Origin of the sequence: Methyloversatilis universalis EHg5 (assembly GCF_000378945.1) — a bacterium.
Lineage (GTDB): Bacteria > Pseudomonadota > Gammaproteobacteria > Burkholderiales > Rhodocyclaceae > Methyloversatilis > Methyloversatilis universalis_A.
Map to the genome: position 1 here is coordinate 3,454,199 of NZ_KB900539.1, position 16,469 is coordinate 3,470,667.

General features: G+C 67.3%; 9 protein-coding genes. 3 read left to right on the plus strand and 6 right to left on the minus strand.

What is annotated here, in order from left to right:
* Positions 1-6: 6 nt before the first annotated feature.
* The 6 genes from METUNV2_RS0115820 to METUNV2_RS0115845 form a co-directional block, all read right to left on the minus strand.
* A complete protein-coding gene (locus tag METUNV2_RS0115820; protein ID WP_018230449.1) occupies positions 7-1,287 on the minus strand; it encodes a nucleotide sugar dehydrogenase in 1,281 nt (426 codons plus the stop codon).
* A 21-nt stretch (positions 1,288-1,308) separates the two neighbouring features.
* Positions 1,309-4,083: an XrtA/PEP-CTERM system TPR-repeat protein PrsT gene (gene prsT / locus METUNV2_RS0115825; RefSeq protein ID WP_018230450.1), complete on the minus strand. Its 2,775-nt coding sequence runs from the start codon at positions 4,081-4,083 to the stop codon at positions 1,309-1,311.
* A gap of 25 nt (positions 4,084-4,108) precedes the next feature.
* Positions 4,109-5,458, minus strand: a complete 1,350-nt coding sequence (prsR, locus tag METUNV2_RS0115830; protein ID WP_018230451.1) for a PEP-CTERM-box response regulator transcription factor — start codon at positions 5,456-5,458, stop codon at positions 4,109-4,111.
* A gap of 11 nt (positions 5,459-5,469) precedes the next feature.
* Entirely contained in the window at positions 5,470-7,560 is a 2,091-nt protein-coding gene (gene prsK, locus METUNV2_RS0115835) for an XrtA/PEP-CTERM system histidine kinase PrsK (RefSeq protein ID WP_232415688.1), read from the minus strand.
* An 86-nt stretch (positions 7,561-7,646) separates the two neighbouring features.
* Positions 7,647-8,993, minus strand: coding sequence for a TIGR03013 family XrtA/PEP-CTERM system glycosyltransferase (locus METUNV2_RS0115840; RefSeq protein ID WP_198288864.1), 1,347 nt, complete (start codon positions 8,991-8,993; stop codon positions 7,647-7,649).
* A 277-nt stretch (positions 8,994-9,270) separates the two neighbouring features.
* Positions 9,271-10,440, minus strand: a complete 1,170-nt coding sequence (locus METUNV2_RS0115845; protein WP_018230454.1) for a hypothetical protein — start codon at positions 10,438-10,440, stop codon at positions 9,271-9,273.
* Between the two features lie 107 nt (positions 10,441-10,547).
* On the opposite strand from METUNV2_RS0115845, the gene METUNV2_RS0115850 reads away from it, so the two are divergent.
* From METUNV2_RS0115850 to METUNV2_RS0115860, 3 genes are read left to right on the plus strand one after another with little or no spacing between them, the layout of a single operon-like run.
* Positions 10,548-14,048, plus strand: coding sequence for a VanZ family protein (locus METUNV2_RS0115850; protein ID WP_018230455.1), 3,501 nt, complete (start codon positions 10,548-10,550; stop codon positions 14,046-14,048).
* Complete coding sequence (locus METUNV2_RS0115855; RefSeq protein ID WP_018230456.1) at positions 14,048-15,037, plus strand: hypothetical protein; 990 nt, start codon at positions 14,048-14,050, stop codon at positions 15,035-15,037. Before METUNV2_RS0115850 ends, METUNV2_RS0115855 begins: the two co-directional genes overlap by 1 nt.
* Positions 15,034-16,461: an MBOAT family O-acyltransferase gene (locus tag METUNV2_RS0115860; RefSeq protein ID WP_018230457.1), complete on the plus strand. Its 1,428-nt coding sequence runs from the start codon at positions 15,034-15,036 to the stop codon at positions 16,459-16,461. Before METUNV2_RS0115855 ends, METUNV2_RS0115860 begins: the two co-directional genes overlap by 4 nt.
* The last annotated feature ends 8 nt before the right edge of the window (positions 16,462-16,469 follow it).

The window sequence follows — 16,469 nt, forward strand, 5'->3', positions numbered from 1 at the left end:
CCGGTCTCACAGACGCCATACGCTGACACCGTGCGCGGCCAGCGCATCGACGTCGAACTGGTACTTGATGTCGGCCACCACGCCGCCGTCCTTCAGCTTGGCCACGTAGTCGGTGACCGGGCGCGCCTTGAATTCGGCGTGCGAAACCGCGGCGACGATGGCATCCACCTTGGGCACGGCATCCCAGTCGACCAGCGACACGCCGTACTCGTGCTCGGCTTCGGCCGATTCGGCCACCGGGTCATGCACGATCACCTCGACGCCATAGCTCTGCAGTTCGCGGATCACGTCGATCACGCGCGAATTGCGCAGGTCGGGGCAGTTCTCCTTGAAGGTGAGGCCGAGTACCAGCGCCTTGGCGCCCTTCACCGACGCGCCGCTCTGGATCAGCTTCTTCACCGTCTGTTCGGCCACGTACTTGCCCATGCCGTCGTTGATGCGGCGGCCGGCCAGGATGACCTGCGGGTGATAGCCCAGCATGTCCGCCTTGTGCGTCAGGTAGTACGGGTCGACGCCGATGCAGTGACCGCCGACCAGACCCGGACGGAAGGGCAGGAAATTCCACTTGGTGCCGGCGGCCTTCAGCACTTCCTCGGTGTCGATACCGAGCTTGTTGAAGATGATGGCCAGTTCGTTCACGAAGGCGATGTTCAGGTCGCGCTGCGTGTTCTCGATCACCTTGGCCGCTTCGGCCACCTTGATGCTGGACGCTTCATACACACCGGCCGTGATGACCGCCTTGTACAGGTCGGACACCTTCGTCAGCGTGTCCGGCGTATCGCCCGACACCACCTTCAGGATCTTGGTAACCGTGCGTTCCTTGTCGCCCGGGTTGATGCGCTCCGGCGAGTAGCCGACGTTGAAGTCCTGCTTCCACTTCAGGCCGGAGAACTTCTCGATCACCGGAATGCACACTTCTTCGGTCGCACCGGGATAGACGGTGGATTCGAACACCACGATCGCACCACGCTTCATGTGCCTGCCGCAGGTTTCCGAGGCGCCGACCAGCGGCGAGAAATCGGGCTGGTGCGCGTCATCGACCGGCGTGGGCACGGCCACGATGATGTAGTCCGCGTCCTTCAGCGCAGCGCCGTCAGTGGTGACCGTCAGCTGGCTGGCCGCCCGCAGGTCCTCGCTGCTCACCTCACCGGTCGGATCGACGAATTCGCGATAGGCCGCCACCTTGGCTTCAGACATGTCCACGCCGATGGTGGGCATCTTCTTTCCGAATTCGACAGCGAGAGGCAGGCCGACGTAGCCGAGGCCGATCACAGCAACTTTGGTCATGGTCTTGTATCCGGATTCAGTTCAAAGGGTTTTCATCAGCGCAGCCACTTCGGCCGCACGCGGGTACTTGCTGCCCATCGCGGACAGCGGTTCGAGTTCCTTGCGGGCATCCGCCTTGCGGCCGGCGCGCGCCAGCGCGGACGCCAGCGACAGCCGGAGATCATTCGACTGCGGTGCGATCGCCACGCCTTCGCGCATCAGCTTCACGCCGCGATCCACATCGCCGGCATCGACCAGGATGGCCCCCAGCGTGTCCAGCACTGCCGGATTCGACGGCGAGATCGAATACGCCTTTTCCGCATATTCGCGCGCCTTGGCGTCGCCGGACTGCGCGGCAATCCAGGCCAGATTGTTCAGCGCTGCCACTTCCGAAGGCGCTCGTGCCAGCACCGTCTGGTAATGGCCCTTCGCCTCGTCCAGCTTCTTCTGCGCGAGTGCGACGTCGCCGAGATAGAGCGGCACCACCACATCCTTTGGCTGTTCCTTCATCCAGGCATCGACCAGAGTCTGCGCGTCACGGTTGGCGCCGGCACGCGTGAGCGCAGCATGCAGCCGGGTCAGGTTGGAGCCGTTGTGCTCGCGCGAGTAGGCCTCGCGGAAGCTGCGCGCGGCCACGTCCGGCTTGGACGAAGCCAGCATCAGTTCGCCTTCCATGATGAAGCCGACCGCCTGCTTCGGACGCTGACGCTGCACGTCGCGGGCGACGCGCAGCGCGTCGTCCAGCGCACCGCGTGAGCGGTGGATGGCAATCATCATGTTCTGCGCTTCGAGCGATTCGGGCTCCACGACCAGCGCCTTCTTCACCGTCTGGATCGCTTCCGATTCACGCTTGCCGCTCATCTGGGTCGCCGCCAGCATGAGCAGCGCAGACAGGCTGCCAGGCTCGCGATCAACGATGCGCTTGCGGGTGGCGATAGCCGCATCGAAATCGCCGGACTGCCCTTGCGCCATCGCCAGTGCCTGCAGCACCAGAGTGTCCTCCGGCAGCGCCGTGGCCGCATCGCTTGCCGCCTTGAGCGCAGCGCGTCCGTCTCCGGTCGCCATGTAGAGGTCGACCAGTGCCGCACGCGGCGACGCGAGCTTCGGATTGCCCTCGATCGCCTTGTTCAGCAGCGCGATCGCTTCCGGCACGCCGGCACGGTTGCGCGCCTTCAGGCCCGCCAGCGCCTGCAGGGCGTCGGCATTCCTGGGATTGTGCTCGATCACCTTGCGGAAACGCGCCTCGGCGTCATCCACCTTGCCATCCAGCATGTCGAGCCGGGCCAGGTTGGCCACGGCCGGGAAATAGGCCGGCTCGAGTTCGACCGCACGGCTGAAGGCGGCACGGGCCGCCCGCGGATCGCTCTTCAGCAGCTGGGCCGTGCCGCGCAGGTTCTGCACGGCCGGATCCTTGGGCAGCTTGCGCTCCATCGCGTCGATGGCCACCAGCGCCTGGTCGGGTTCGCGATTGCGCAGATGGGTCATCACCAGAACCAGATCCGCGCGGGCGTCCTTGTCACCGAGATTGACCGCGCCTTCGAGCGCGCGCACCCCACCGCTGCGGTCACCGGTGGCCAGCCGGCTGATGCCCAGACGGGTCTGTGCAACCGGATCGTCCGGCGACTGCTTGGCCGCGACCGCGAACGCACGTTCAGCCGCCTTGGCGTCACCGGCGGACAGATACACCTGCCCTGCCAGCGCCTGGATTTCGGGATCCGTTTCACCGGTCTTCAGCAGCGGAGCCAGCGCCTGCTTGGCCTTATCGGTACGACCGTTACGCAGATAGCTGCCGATCAGCAGCTTGCGGATGAACAGCGTGTCGGCGCCGCGCGATATCGCCTTTTCCGCATGCTGTTCGGCCATCGCGTAGGACTGCAGTTCGTACTCGGTGGCGGCGGCCAGACCCAGAGCAGGCACGAAGTCCGGCGCCACTGCCAGCACCTTGCTCAGCCGGTCGCGCGCCTCGATGAATTTCTTTTCCTTCACGAACAGCATGCCGTCGAGATAGTTGATGTCCGGCGACCGGGGCATCACCTTGCGCAAGCCGTCCAGTTCCTTGCGGGCCTCCTCGATGCGACCTTCGTTCGCCAGCGCCGAAATGACGATGGAGCGGGCACGCACGTTCTCCGGCGCGATCTCATACACCTTGCGGTAAGACGCCAGCGACGGGTCACCCTGCCCCTGGAAGGCCTTCATTTCGGCATCCAGGAACCAGGCGTCGGCGGTCGGTTTGGGCGAGGTGAGCACCTTGTCGAGCAGCGCCTGCGCTGCCTTGAAATCCTTGTTCATGCCGAGCATGCGGGCCTTGCCGACCAGCGCGTCAGGCTGCATCGCATCGATGGCCAGCGACTCGTCGAAGGCCGCCAGTGCGCCGTCCGCATTGCCGGCGGCGAGCAGGGCACGCCCGACCAGGGCACGCAGTTCGGCCTGGGCGGCCGGCTGATCCAGCCGGACCGCAGCGAAGCGCGAGGCGACGTCGGAGAACTGCCCGGTTTCGAGCAGCGCTCGCGCCAGTGCCGGCGCCACCTGCACCTCCGGGTGCTTCAGTTCCGCCGCACGATTCAGTTCCTTGACCGCCGACGCCCCGTCACCGACCCGCAGGTGCAGACGACCCAGTTCGAAACGTGCAGCCGCATTGCTTCCGTCCTGCTGCAACGCATTCTTCAGCTGGATGGCGGCGGTCTGGACGTCGTTGCGCTCGATGGCGGCGCGCGCGTCGCCCAGCAGTTCTTCCGGCGGCTTGCTGCGGTTGCAGGCAGTCAAGGCAACGGCGCACAGCAGCGCCGCAAGCAATCGCGAAATGACGGGACGGGACATGTGCAGGAAGGACTCCGGTTCGATTTCAGCGCAGGCCGAAACGGTTCATCAGGTCGTACAGGGTCGGGCGGCTGACGCCCAGCAGTTCGGCGGCTTTCACCATATTGCCGTCCACGCGCGCGAGCACACTGACCACCGCCTTGCGCTCGGCCTCTTCGCGGATCTGGCGCAGGTTGAAGAAGCCGGCGTTCTCTTCCGCCGGCTTCAGGCCGAGGTCAGGCACCATGATCTGGTTGCCATCGGCCATGATGGTGGCGCGCTTGATGCAGTTCTCGAGTTCGCGGACATTGCCCGGCCACTTGTGCGCTTCGATCGCCGCCACCGCCTCGCGCGACAGCGACATCGAACTGCGCCCCTGTTCGCCGGAAAAGCGCTTGACGAAGGAGTGCGCCAGCAGCGCGGCATCGCCCTCGCGCTCGCGCAGCGGCGGAATGGTGACCACGATCTCGGCCAGCCGGTAATAGAGATCCTCGCGGAAACGGCCTTCGGCGATCAGGTTCTGCAGGTTCTGGTGGGTGGCGCAGACCACGCGCACGTCGATCGGGATTTCCTCGCGGCCGCCCAGGCGCTCGATCACCCGCTCCTGCAGGAAACGCAGCAGCTTGGCCTGCAGCGGCCCGGGCAGGTCACCGATCTCGTCGAGGAACAGGGTGCCCTTGTGAGCCACCTCGATCTTGCCCGGCGTCTGCTTGGTGGCGCCGGTGAAGGCGCCCTTCTCATAGCCGAACAGTTCACTTTCCAGCAGGTTGTCCGGAATGGCGGCACAGTTGATCGCGACGAAGCGCTCACCGGCCCGCTCCGAGCGGTCGTGCAGGGTCTTGGCCAGCACTTCCTTGCCGGTGCCGCTCTCGCCCAGCAGCAGCACGGTGGCGCGGGTGGCCGACACCTTCTCGATGGTGCGCAGCACGCGCAGCATATTGGCGTCGCGGGTGATGAAACGGCCCTCGGCACCCAGGCTCTGGTTGGCAAGACGGGCGTTTTCCATCTGCAGGTCGTGCAGCCGGAAGGCGCGCTCGATCAGCAGCGACAGCAGTTCGGGTTCGAACGGCTTGGCGTAGAAATCGTAGGCACCGATGCCGATCGCGCGCAGCGCGTTGGCGCGGTCGTTCTGGCCGGTCAGCACGATCACCTTGGACTGCGGCGCAAGGGCCACGATGTCGCCCAGCAGCGCCATGCCTTCGGTCACGTCGTCGGGCGCCGGCGGCAGCCCGAGATCCATCGTGATCACTGCCGGTTCGTGACGCCGGATCTGCGCCAGCGCCGATTCGCGATCGCTCGCCAGCACCACTTCGTAATCGTCGAAGCTCCAGCGCATCTGTTTCTGCAGCGCAGGATCGTCCTCGACGATCAACAGCGTACGACCCTTGTCAGCCATGTCACTCCCGGTCAGGCGACGGCGGCCACCACAGCCGTCTGCTGAGGAAACACGAGCCGGAACAGGCTGCCCCGGCCCGGCTCGCTGGTTACTTCGATGCGTCCACCCAGATCCTGGATGTAGCGGAAACTTTCGTAGGCGCCGATGCCCATGCCGTTTGCCTTGGTCGACTGGAAGGGCTTGAACAGGCGCTCGCGCACGAACTCTTCGGTCATGCCGCAGCCGCTGTCCTCGACCTCGACCACGACGCCCGCAGCTTCGGTGCGCGCTCTGATGCTGACTTTACCGGTTTGCGGCGTGGCATCCAGTGCATTCTGCACAAGATGCCCCACAACCCTTTCTATCCGGTCTTCATGCGCCCGGATGACCAGGCCGCCCTCCACCTCAAGGTCAACCGCGCAGGCGCTGCGCGCCCTCGCACGGTGCAGTCTTTCGAGCAGCGGCGTCAGCGCCACCGGAGCAGCCTGTTCGATCGGCTGGGTACCGGAACGCAGCTGCAGCAGCATGCTGTTCATGCGCCCCACCGCGTGTTCGATGGTTTCCAGCATGTCCTGCTGGAACTCCGGGTTGTCCTTGTGCTTCTGGGCGTTGCGCAACAGCAGCGTCAGCTGCGCGATCAGGTTCTTCAGATCGTGCACGACGAAGGCGCTCATCTTGGAGAAGGCCTCGAACTTCTTCGCCTCGATCAGCGCCTCCATCGCCTGGGTCTGGCCCAGCACGCCGGCCACCTGACGACCGGCGGTCTTGAGCAGGTCGCGCACCTCCCAGTTCAGATCCAGCAGCGCGCGCGGCCGGCACAGCACGACGAAGCCGAGCGGCATGTCCTCACTGCCCAGCGGGCAGATGAGCCAGGCTTCGGGAATGGCCGCCACCCATTCGGGCAGACGCATGTTTCCGTAAATGCCCGGCCGCGAGCGGTGCTCCTCGATATTGACCACCCACATGCGCCCCAGCAGCAGCGTCACCAGCGGGCTGTCGGCCGGCTCACGCGCAACGATGTCGGGCACGTTCAGACGGGCGGCGGGCACGTAATCACCCTGTTCGTCACGCAGCCACAGCAGGCCACCCGGGCTTTCGACCAGATCGGCCATCACCTGGATGGATGCCTCACGCAGCTTGTCCACGCTGGAGGCGCGGTACAGCGTATCGGCCAGTTTCAGCCATTCGGCACGGTAGTCGTAGCGCAGGCTGAAGAAATGCTTGTTGATGAACACCCGCAGCCAGGCACGCACGCTGCCCGAGGCGATCGAGGCCACCAGGCCCAGCGCCCCGGCCGCCAGCACCACGGTCTGCAGCGCCGCGCCCCATTCGCCGCCGAAGAAGCGCACGTAGTAACCGGCCAGCGCGATGATGAGCAGCGCCGCCCCGGCGATCACCAGCGCCGAGGTGTGGAACACCGCTTCGCGCGACACGTTGAGCCGGATCGACCACTCGCGCACCCGCGCCGACGAGGCTGCGAACAGTGGCAGCGCCAGCGCGTGCACGATGCCGCGCACCGCCCACACCGTGGCGTCGATCTCGCGGAACATCAGCGCTTCGGAGAAGTAGTACAGGTCGAACACCAGCGTGAAGGCCAGGCCGAGCGTCATCGGCTTGATGCCCCAGCGCCACTGCTGCGGCGTGTTCCGGTAGAACTGTTCGGTCATCACCGCGCCCAGCAGGCTGAGCGCCAGCCCGCTGCCCATCATGACCGACAGCACTGCGTGATCGCGCGACAGCAGGAAGGCCGCCCCGGCATAGAGCAGCGTACAGGGCAGAACCGCCAGCAGCACCAGACGCATCAGCCAGGACGGCCGGGCCACGAGACGGCGCAATGGCCGATGACCGTCGGGATCGACCACGCAGGCGGCAAGAAAACCCAGGAAGATCAGGTAGTGCAGCGCATCGGCGGCATGAGCCAGCATCCAGAATGCGGCATTCGGCAGCTTGACGAAGGCCGCCAGCGCCGCACACCAGACCGCACCGGCCGCCATGCAGCCCCCGAGCAGCCGCGCCCGCGGCGCATTGCCCGGTCCGAGCAGCAGCTGCAGAGACAGCGCAAGGAAACCCAGCGCGGCCACCAGGTAGGCATACAGCGCAAAGGCAGCGGGGAGCGAATCCATCGACATGCGGCAACGTCCTGTTCAGCGGAACCGCATTGTGCCCGCGGGGGCGCCGGCGTGCAGCCGCTCCCCGGGCGGGAACCGGCTCAGCGCGCGCCGTCTCCGGTCAGCACGACACGCACGGTCTGCAGCAGTACCAGGATGTCGAGGAAGAGGGTGTGGTTCTTCACGTAGTACAGGTCGTACTGCAGCTTCTGCACCGCGTCGTCCACCGACGCGCCGTAGCTGTAACGGACCTGGGCCCAGCCGGTGATGCCCGGCTTGACGCTGTGGCGAGCGGCGTAGAACGGAATCTGGTCGGTCAGCTGATCGACGAAGAAAGGACGTTCCGGACGCGGGCCGACGAAGCTCATGTCACCGTGCAGCACGTTGAAGATCTGCGGCAGTTCATCAATGCGGGTCTTGCGGATGAAGTGACCGACGCGGGTGATGCGGTCGTCGTTGCTGCCGGCCCAGCGCGGCTTGCCGTCAGCTTCGGCGTCCAGGCGCATGCTGCGGAACTTGAGCACCTTGAAGGTACGACCGCCCTGCCCCACCCGCTCCTGCCGGTAGATGACCGGGAAGCCGCTTTCGATCGCGATGGCCAGCGCGGCCAGCAGCATGATGGGCGCGGTCAGCACCAGCAGCACACTGGAGGCGACGATGTCGAACACCCGCTTGACCGCAGCCCGGGCGAAGCCCTGGCGGAAGCCGTCGCCGTAGATCAGCCAGCTGGCGCGCAGCGTATCCAGCCGCACCTGGCCGCGCATGCGTTCGAAGAAGCTGGACAGATCATTGACGGTCACGCCGGCCAGCTTGCAGTCCAGCAGTTCGCGCAGGGGCAGCACGCCACCACGGCGTTCGCGCACAGCAACCACAATTTCGTTGGCGCGGTGATCGCGGGCCAGCTGCATCACGCAACTGCCTTCGGGCATCACCATGGTCGAGGGCACTTCGACGCCATCTTCCGAGCCGACCGGCACGAAACCGACAATCGTGTGGGTGCTGCTGGCCGACGTAGACACCGCCGCCCACACCGAAGCCGCTTCCGAGCCGGTGCCAACCACCAGGATGCGGCGGGTGAACATGCCGGCACCGTCCGCCTGCAGGAAGGAGGCGGCGCGCAGCAGCAGGATGCCGCCGAACCCCATGCACAGGGACACGTCCAGCGCCGGCATCGCCACACTGCCCTGCGGCAGCAGCCGGAACACCATGTACGCCACAGGCAGGCCGAGCAGGAACGCGAACAGCACGCGACCGACCAGTTCGGACAGATTGCGCGGCTGTTCCCGCTGATACAGGCCGAGGGCGCTCATCAGCAAGGTCATCAGGATGGCGAATACCGATGCCGGCAGCAGAGCGGGCAACAGCGTTTCAATGCTGGCCGGCGCGCTGATCCAGGCAGCGCCGAAACCGGCGATCAGCAGCACGATCGCTTCGGCAATCAATCTCATGAGCGTGACGGACGGTACGTAGTGACTGAAAAGTCTGACCACAATCAACCCCTTCTGGCGTCTGCGGCGTACAGGCAGCTCGCCGGCAATATTCTTTCCGGCACGGTGCGGCCGGCTTGTTGAGGGCGAAAGATATGGGCAGCGCCCGCCGGAACGCGTGAATCCGGTCACGAGAGGGCGCCGCACACGTGGCCAGTGATAACTAACGCACGTTGCGACGCCGTTTCAGGGCAGGCTGGCCCCGGTGACGACACAAATTTCCACATTGAAACCCGGGCTAAAAGGCCCCCGCCAGCGCCAGCAGGGTGAGTCCGGACAGCAGTGCGGCAATCTTGCGACGGCGGCCGGACACCAGCACGCGGGCCGCCAGCGCCTGCAGCCGGACCCACGGTCGGCGGTCGATCAGTCCGTTTCCGGCGGCATAGGCCGCGGCCAGCGCCTCTACCGACAGGAAACGGATGTCCGGAAAGCCCTGCTGCGCCCCGAGCAGCAGGTCGTCCAGCGCCTGCAGGCTTTCCGGATGCCGGGCGTGGCGCCCGACGAAGTTGGAACGGTGGGTTTCCAGCAGCAGCGGGCGACGCTGGCGCCATTTGCGGACCAGCGCCTCCAGCCCCTGCGGCGCCCGGTGACCCCGCACCGGTTCGTAGTAATCATTGCGCACCACCGCCATCAGACCGGACGGACAGCGCTGGCCGTTGCGGTACAGATGGCCGCTATCCACCGGCAGCCCGTCGCTCCCGCGCGCCTCGTAACGCTCGCCCGGCGTCACGATCACCTGCACGCCGGCCGCAGCCCAGGCGGATTCCACCTGGTCGTTCCAGACAAAGGTGGGGGGTACGGCGACTGCCGGCGGCTGACCGAACACGCGGACGAACTCGGTCACCTCGGCGGTGGCACGCTGCCGGATGTCCGCTGCGTCCAGCGGTCGCGACGGCAGCACCGAGGCGTCGGTCCAGCGTGACTGCAGCGGCGAAGGCAGGTCTTCGGTGGCCGGCAGCGGCTGCCGGCGCCAGGCAGCGAGTGCCGGATCGGCACGGCAGGCGCGGTCCAGCACCGCCGGGTGGTAATGCTGCATGCCGTGCAGCTGCAGCGCGAACACGCGGTCACGTGCACCGTCGTTGATGCTGTCCAGAACCGGGCGCAGCAGCGCATCGTCAAGCCGGAGGCCGGCTTCCGGCTCATCCGGCCGCTCGGGATCGGGGCCGGACAGCACCACGCCCAGCGTCATGACCGGATGCCGCCCTTCTGCATCGGCATGCCGGCGCAGCACGCCGGCGATGTCGCGCAGCGCGTCGGCCTGGGCGGGCGGGCCGAAACCCCAGTCGTCGCCTTCGAAAACGAGCACCGGCGCGCGCAGGCAGGGCTCCGCCCAGGCGCTCGCCAGGTCACGCCGCAACAGAAAAAGAAAGGCTGCCCACAGCAGCCCGATCACGATCAGCCCGTACATCCGGTCCATCCTCCGGGAGCGGACTTTCGCACAGCCTGCCTGCGGGCGGAACCGCAGTATCGCGGCCTTCGTGACGCGCACCACTCGCACCGCCACGCAACCCGGGCATGCTGTCGGCCGCGCCGGCCTCCGCACCGGCAGAGACCAACCATCGCCAGCGCCGCCCGCCACAGGACACGATGCACCCCGAACCGAATCGTCACCCCCTGCTGCTGCTCACCGCCTATGTGGCGCTGATCCTGTACGGAAGCCTGTTTCCGTTCAGCGGCTGGCACAGCGGCGTGGATACCTGGGCCTTCCTTGAACCGGGCATCGCCCACCGCCCGCTGTCGCTGCCCGATCTGGTGGTGAACGCCCTCATCTACATCCCGATCGGTGTCCTCATCCGGCTGGCGATGGCGCGGCGCAGTCTGGCGACCGCGGCCATTGCCGCAACCGTGCTCGGCGGACTGCTGAGCCTGACGGTTGAAACCGCCCAGGCCCACCTGCCGCAGCGGGTGCCGGCGCTGTCCGATCTGCTGCTCAATACCGCCGGTGCGCTGGCCGGTGCGCTGCTGGCCGGTCTGCTGGCGCCGGACGGCCGCCTGGCCGGCCGCTTCGGCGCGTGGCGGCAACAGCACCTGCAACCGGGACCGGAAGCCAATATCGCACTGCTGGCCACCGGTCTGTGGGCGCTGGCCCAGCTTGCACCCTTCGTACCGTCGCTGGACATCGGCCTGCTGCGCAGCGGGCTCAAGCCGCTGGCTCAGGTGCTGGACGACCCGTCCCGCTTCGAACCGGTGCGGGCACTCACCTATGCACTTGAAATCGCCGCGCTGGCACTGTTGATACGCGACGCGCGGCAGCGTCCGGCCTCGGTCACGCGTGCGCTGTGGGCATTCTTCTTCGCCGTGCTGATCGGCAAGGCCTTCGTGGTCAGCCGCCAGGTATCGGCCGAAGCGCTGATCGGCGCACTCGCCGGTCTGACGCTGGCACTTGGCTCGCCGCGCGCGCTAAAACCGCGGCGGCCGGCTCTGGCCGCGCTGATGCTGGCGCTGGCGCTCACCGTGGGCGAACTGGCCCCGGAGCCGGGGCCACTGCGCGTGCTGAACACGGTGCCCTTCCTGGCGCACATGAGCAATCCGATGCAGGGCCTGAGCGTGCTGCTGGACAGCGCCTGGCCCTATCTGGCGCTCGCACTGGCGCTGTACCGTTGTTCGTCGCGCAGCCGCATCGCCAGCGGCGTCATCGTCGCCGGCTGCGGCGGCCTCGCCTTTGCGCTCGAATGGCTGCAGCAGTACGTGCCCGGACGCACGCCCGACCTCACCACGGCGGTCATCGCGCTTACCGCCGCGGCGCTGACGGTCGGACAGCTGCCCCGGCGCAGCAGCGCCCCCGGCCCTGGCGGGCTGGCCGGCACCTTTGCTGCGGTATGCGTGTTCAGTGCAGTGGCCGGCCTGTGGTCGATCACGCGCACGCCGCCGGCAGTGGCAGCCACTTCAGCCAGCAAGGCCATGCTGCCGGAACCGGCCGAACTGAGGATGCCGGACCTGCCCGGCTTCCGTACCGCCCACCCGCGCCTGCCGCATCCGGATGCCGGCGAACGCGCCCGGATCGCGCAGGAAAATCCGGAATACATCAATCAGCTGCTGACCCGCGCCCGCGGCGGGCAGGGCGACCTGGCGGCCGCGATCGAAGCGGAATTCCTGCGCCCGGGCAGCCAGGACATGCGGGCGCTGACCGAAAGGCTGATCCGCCTGAAGCCGAGCTGGCGCGGCCACGAACAGACCAAGCCGATCGCCCAGGCCTACGACTGGCTGCACGGCCGCATTCCGCCCGACCTGATGCCCGCCCTCAGGGACAAGGTGATCGAGGCCTGCGAGTACCAGATCAGTGTCATCCGCACCGAGCGGCTGTCGCCCTACAACGTCTATCTGTACAACTCGCCGCTGCAGGCGCTGATGGCGTGCGCGCTGGCGGTCTATCGCGATGATCCGCGCGCTGAGCCGGTCATGGCCTTCACCCACGACTACTGGCTGAACCGCGTGCTGCCGGTCTGGCGGCAGATCGGCGGGCGCAACGGCGGCTGGCACGAGGGCGGCGAATACGTGGGCATCGGCATCGGCCAGGCGATCTACCAGCTGCCGGCGATGTGGCGCGCCGCCACCGGCGACGACCTGTTCGCCCGCGAGCCGGCGATCCACGGCTTCCTGACCTTCCTGATCCACCGCGCACTGCCCGACGGCACCATACAGCGCTGGGGCGACGTCGCCTTTCCGCGTCGCAGGGTGGATGACGCGCTGGCGCTGGCGCTCGAATTCCGCGACCGCCCGGCCTATTCCATGCTCGGTTCGCCGAAGGCGAGGCTGGCGCCGACCTCCTGGCCCTGGGGACCGCTGCCCGACGCGACGCTGTACTCCGAGCCGGAGCAGCTGGCCGATCGCCCGCTCATCCACTTCGCCGACGGTCTGGGACTGGTGACCGCGCGCAGCGGCTGGGACCGCAACGCAACCATCGTGAGCTTCAAGGCCGGCGACAACTACTGGTCGCACAGCCATCTCGACCAGGGTGCCTTCACGCTCTACACCGGCGTGCCGCTGGCGCTGGACAGCGGCTGCTACTGCGGCGGCTATGGCAGCGACCACTACCTGAACTATTACTACCAGACCATCGCGCACAACACGGTCACCGTAACCGATCCGGCCGACAACGCCCCCAAGCCGGCGCGCAAGGACAAGGAACCGCGCCCGATCGCGAACGACGGCGGTCAGCGGCGGGTCGGCTCGGGCTGGGACCTGCATGCCGCACCGCTGGACCTGGACGACTGGCGGCGCCAGTACGACGACTTCCATACCGGCCGGCTGCACACGCTGTTCGATGAAGAAGGCCTGCTGGTCGCGCTGGCCGACATCACGCCGGCCTATACCAACAGCCAGAGCGGTCCGGACAGCTTCCATCACCGCACGCGGCGGGTCGAGAAGGCGTGGCGGGTGTTTGTCTACGACCGCCGGAGCGGCACCATCGTGGTGTATGACGACATCGAGGCCGCGCGGCCGGATCTGGCCAAGCGCTGGCTGCTGCACGGTACGCTGGCGCCCGCGGTCAGCGGCAACCGTTTCGTGTTCGAACGCCCGCTGGGCGGCAACCAGGCCGGCACTGCCAAGCTCGAAGGCACGGTGCTGTTCCCGTCCGACGCGCGGCTGACGCCGATCGGTGGCCGCGGCTTCGAGTTCTTCGCCGACGGACAGAACTACGACGAGAACGGCGCCATCTGGGGTGAAATATCCCGCCATGCCGCCGATTTCGAAGCCGGTGCCTGGCGCATCGAAGTGTCGCCAGCGCTGGAATCGCGCCAGGACCGTTTCCTGGTCGTGATGCACACCGGCACTGACGCCGCCGTTGCACCACAGAAGATCGAACGGCTGACGCCGGGCGATGGCCGCATCGGCGCCCGGATAGAAGCCGGCGGCCGCACACTGGAATTGCTGTTCCAGCCGGACCGGCTGGGGGTCGACCTCACGCTGCGCGACCCGTCCCGGCCCGAACTGCGTCGCAGCCTGGAAGCCAGAGCGGCGCGTGCGCCGGCACGCAGCTGGATGCAGACGCTGCGCGAATGGATGCATCCCTGATGCGCGCCCTGGTCCGCCACATCGGACCGGCTGCGGCCTGGGCACTGGTACTGCTGCTCGGCTTCGAAGCCGCGCTGCACTGCGACGCCTGGCTCTACCGTTACCGCTCGGTATTCGCGGCCGGCCGGGCAGAAGACAAGATGCGGCACGCCGCCAACCGGCAGCCGGCCACGCTGTTCATCGGCAACAGCCGCACCGACAACGGCCTGTCTCCGATCGCTTTCCGCGCCGGCGCTGGCCTGCCCGACGATGCCGCCGTATTCAACCTGGGCCTGCCCGGGGCCAACACGCTGGTGCTGCGCGGCGTCGTGGAGCGACTGCTGGGACGCGGCATGAAGCCGCCGGCCGACGTATTCATCGCGCTCGACGAAACGCTGTTTCAGGACGAAGACTCGCTCGGCTACTACGGTTTCTTCGCGCGGCGCACCGACCTCTGGGACGACCGGCTGCACGCAGCGCTGTTCGGCTCCTGGCTGCGCAGCTGGTATTACAGCGGCAATCTGCGCCAGCTGCGCGAACCGGACAAGCTCGGGCGCTTTGTCCAAGCCACCTTCAGCGAAGTTGAACCGGTGGGCGGCAGTGCCGCCCACACCGCCGGCTACCGCAAGGGGCGCAGCGGCGGTTTCCAGTCCGCCGAACAGCTGCGCGCACAGGAAGGGGCCACGCACGCACCGCCCGATCCGCGCATGACCCGCCATCTGCTCGATCTGGTCGAGCGACTGGCCGGCGCCGGCAGCCGGGTGCACCTGATCGCGGTGCCGATGTTCGAGCGCGCGTCCGCCTTCGGGCCGGACGTGGCGGCCGGCCCCTACGCCGACATCGTGCCGGCGCTGCAGGCACGCGGTGCCCGCTGGCTGGAAACGCCGCTGTCGCGGGCGCTGGAGGCTGGCGACTTCGCCGATCCGGGCCACCTCAACGACCACGGCGCCCGCGTCTTCAGCAGTTCGCTGGGACAGGCCTACGCACGCACACGAGCCGCCCGGCCATGATATTCAGCCAGCCTGTCTTCTTCGTCTTCCTGGCAGTACTGCTGCTGCTCTACAGCCTGTGCCGCTCGCAAAGCGAGCGTGCCGCCACGCTGCTGGCCGGCAGCCTGCTGTTCTATGCATCGTGGAAGCCGGCCTACCTCATCCTGCTGGTGCTGTCGGTCAGTGCGAACTACCTGTTCTACAGCGCACTGTCGCGCACCCGCAGCCGCCGGACGCTGGTGGTCGCGCTGACACTGAACCTCGCCCTGCTGGGCGTGATCAAGTATCTGGGCATGCTGCTGGACACCGCGATCGCCGCCGCCGGACTGGCCGGTGCGGACATGAGCGGCATCGACACCCGCTGGACGCACTGGGCGCTGCCGCTCGGCATCAGCTTCTACACCTTCCACATGCTGTCGGTGATGATCGACGTCTATCGCGGCGAATGGACCACCCGCATCAGCTTCCGCGCCTGGTGGCTGTATGTGAGCTTCTTCCCGCACATGGTGGCCGGCCCCATCCTGCGCGCGTCCGAACTGGTCGAACAGCTGGAGCGCCTGCAACCTCTGCAGGCGCGCGACCTCAAGCTGGGTGCCCTCATCTTCATGGGTGGCCTGATCAAGAAAGTGCTGTTTGCCGACAATCTGGCAGGCGTGGCGGACGATCTGCTCGCCCACCCCGAGCGGCTGGACAGCGCGACCGCCTGGCTGGGCGTGACCGCCTTCTCGCTGCAGATCTATTTCGACTTTTCCGGCTACAGCGAAATGGCGATCGGTCTGGCGCGGGTGTTCGGCATCACGCTGCCACGCAACTTCCTCTATCCGTATGTGAGCCGCAATCCGCAGGAATTCTGGCAGCGCTGGCACATCACGCTGTCACGCTGGCTGCGCGACTACCTCTATGTGTCGCTGGGCGGCAACCGCGCAGGCCACGCACGCACGCTGGTCAATCTGATGATCACCATGGTGCTGGGCGGTCTGTGGCACGGCGCGGCCTGGACCTTCGTCATCTGGGGCGCGCTGCACGGCAGCTGGCTGGTGCTGCACCGGCTGCTCAGACCCTGGCTGCCGGCGCCCGGCGCAGCGCTGCCGGCGGCGCTCTACGCCGCACTCAGCTGGGCGGTCAGCATGATCATCGTATGGGTCACCTGGGTGTTCTTCCGCGCACCGGACCTGGACGCGGCGCTGACGCTGTGCAGTCGCCTGTTCGGCCTGTCGGCGGCGACCGGCCCGGCACCGGCGGTGCGCAGCTTCGTCTGGAGCCTGACCGCGCTGTCGATGGTGCTGGTGCTGCTGGAACCGCGCCTGGTCGGCTTCGCCGCCCGCAGCACCGAGCGCTGGTCACGTACGCCGGCACTGCTGCGCGGCTCAGTCTACGCCGCCTGCGTGCTGGCGCTGGTGGTGTTCGGCGGCAGCACGCAGCGCTTCATCTACTTCGATTTCTGAGCCACGGG

What these genes read in the sequence shown, in the direction of transcription:
- METUNV2_RS0115820 (WP_018230449.1), bottom strand. Translation starts at nt 1,287, where the DNA reads ATGACCAAAGTTGCTGTGATCGGCCTCGGCTACGTCGGCCTGCCTCTC.
- prsT (WP_018230450.1), bottom strand. Translation starts at nt 4,083, where the DNA reads ATGTCCCGTCCCGTCATTTCGCGATTGCTTGCGGCGCTGCTGTGCGCC.
- METUNV2_RS0115845 (WP_018230454.1), bottom strand. Translation starts at nt 10,440, where the DNA reads ATGTACGGGCTGATCGTGATCGGGCTGCTGTGGGCAGCCTTTCTTTTT.
- METUNV2_RS0115840 (WP_198288864.1), bottom strand. Translation starts at nt 8,993, where the DNA reads ATGAGATTGATTGCCGAAGCGATCGTGCTGCTGATCGCCGGTTTCGGC.
- METUNV2_RS0115855 (WP_018230456.1), top strand. Translation starts at nt 14,048, where the DNA reads ATGCGCGCCCTGGTCCGCCACATCGGACCGGCTGCGGCCTGGGCACTG.
- prsR (WP_018230451.1), bottom strand. Translation starts at nt 5,458, where the DNA reads ATGGCTGACAAGGGTCGTACGCTGTTGATCGTCGAGGACGATCCTGCG.
- METUNV2_RS0115860 (WP_018230457.1), top strand. Translation starts at nt 15,034, where the DNA reads ATGATATTCAGCCAGCCTGTCTTCTTCGTCTTCCTGGCAGTACTGCTG.
- prsK (WP_232415688.1), bottom strand. Translation starts at nt 7,560, where the DNA reads ATGGATTCGCTCCCCGCTGCCTTTGCGCTGTATGCCTACCTGGTGGCC.
- METUNV2_RS0115850 (WP_018230455.1), top strand. Translation starts at nt 10,548, where the DNA reads ATGCTGTCGGCCGCGCCGGCCTCCGCACCGGCAGAGACCAACCATCGC.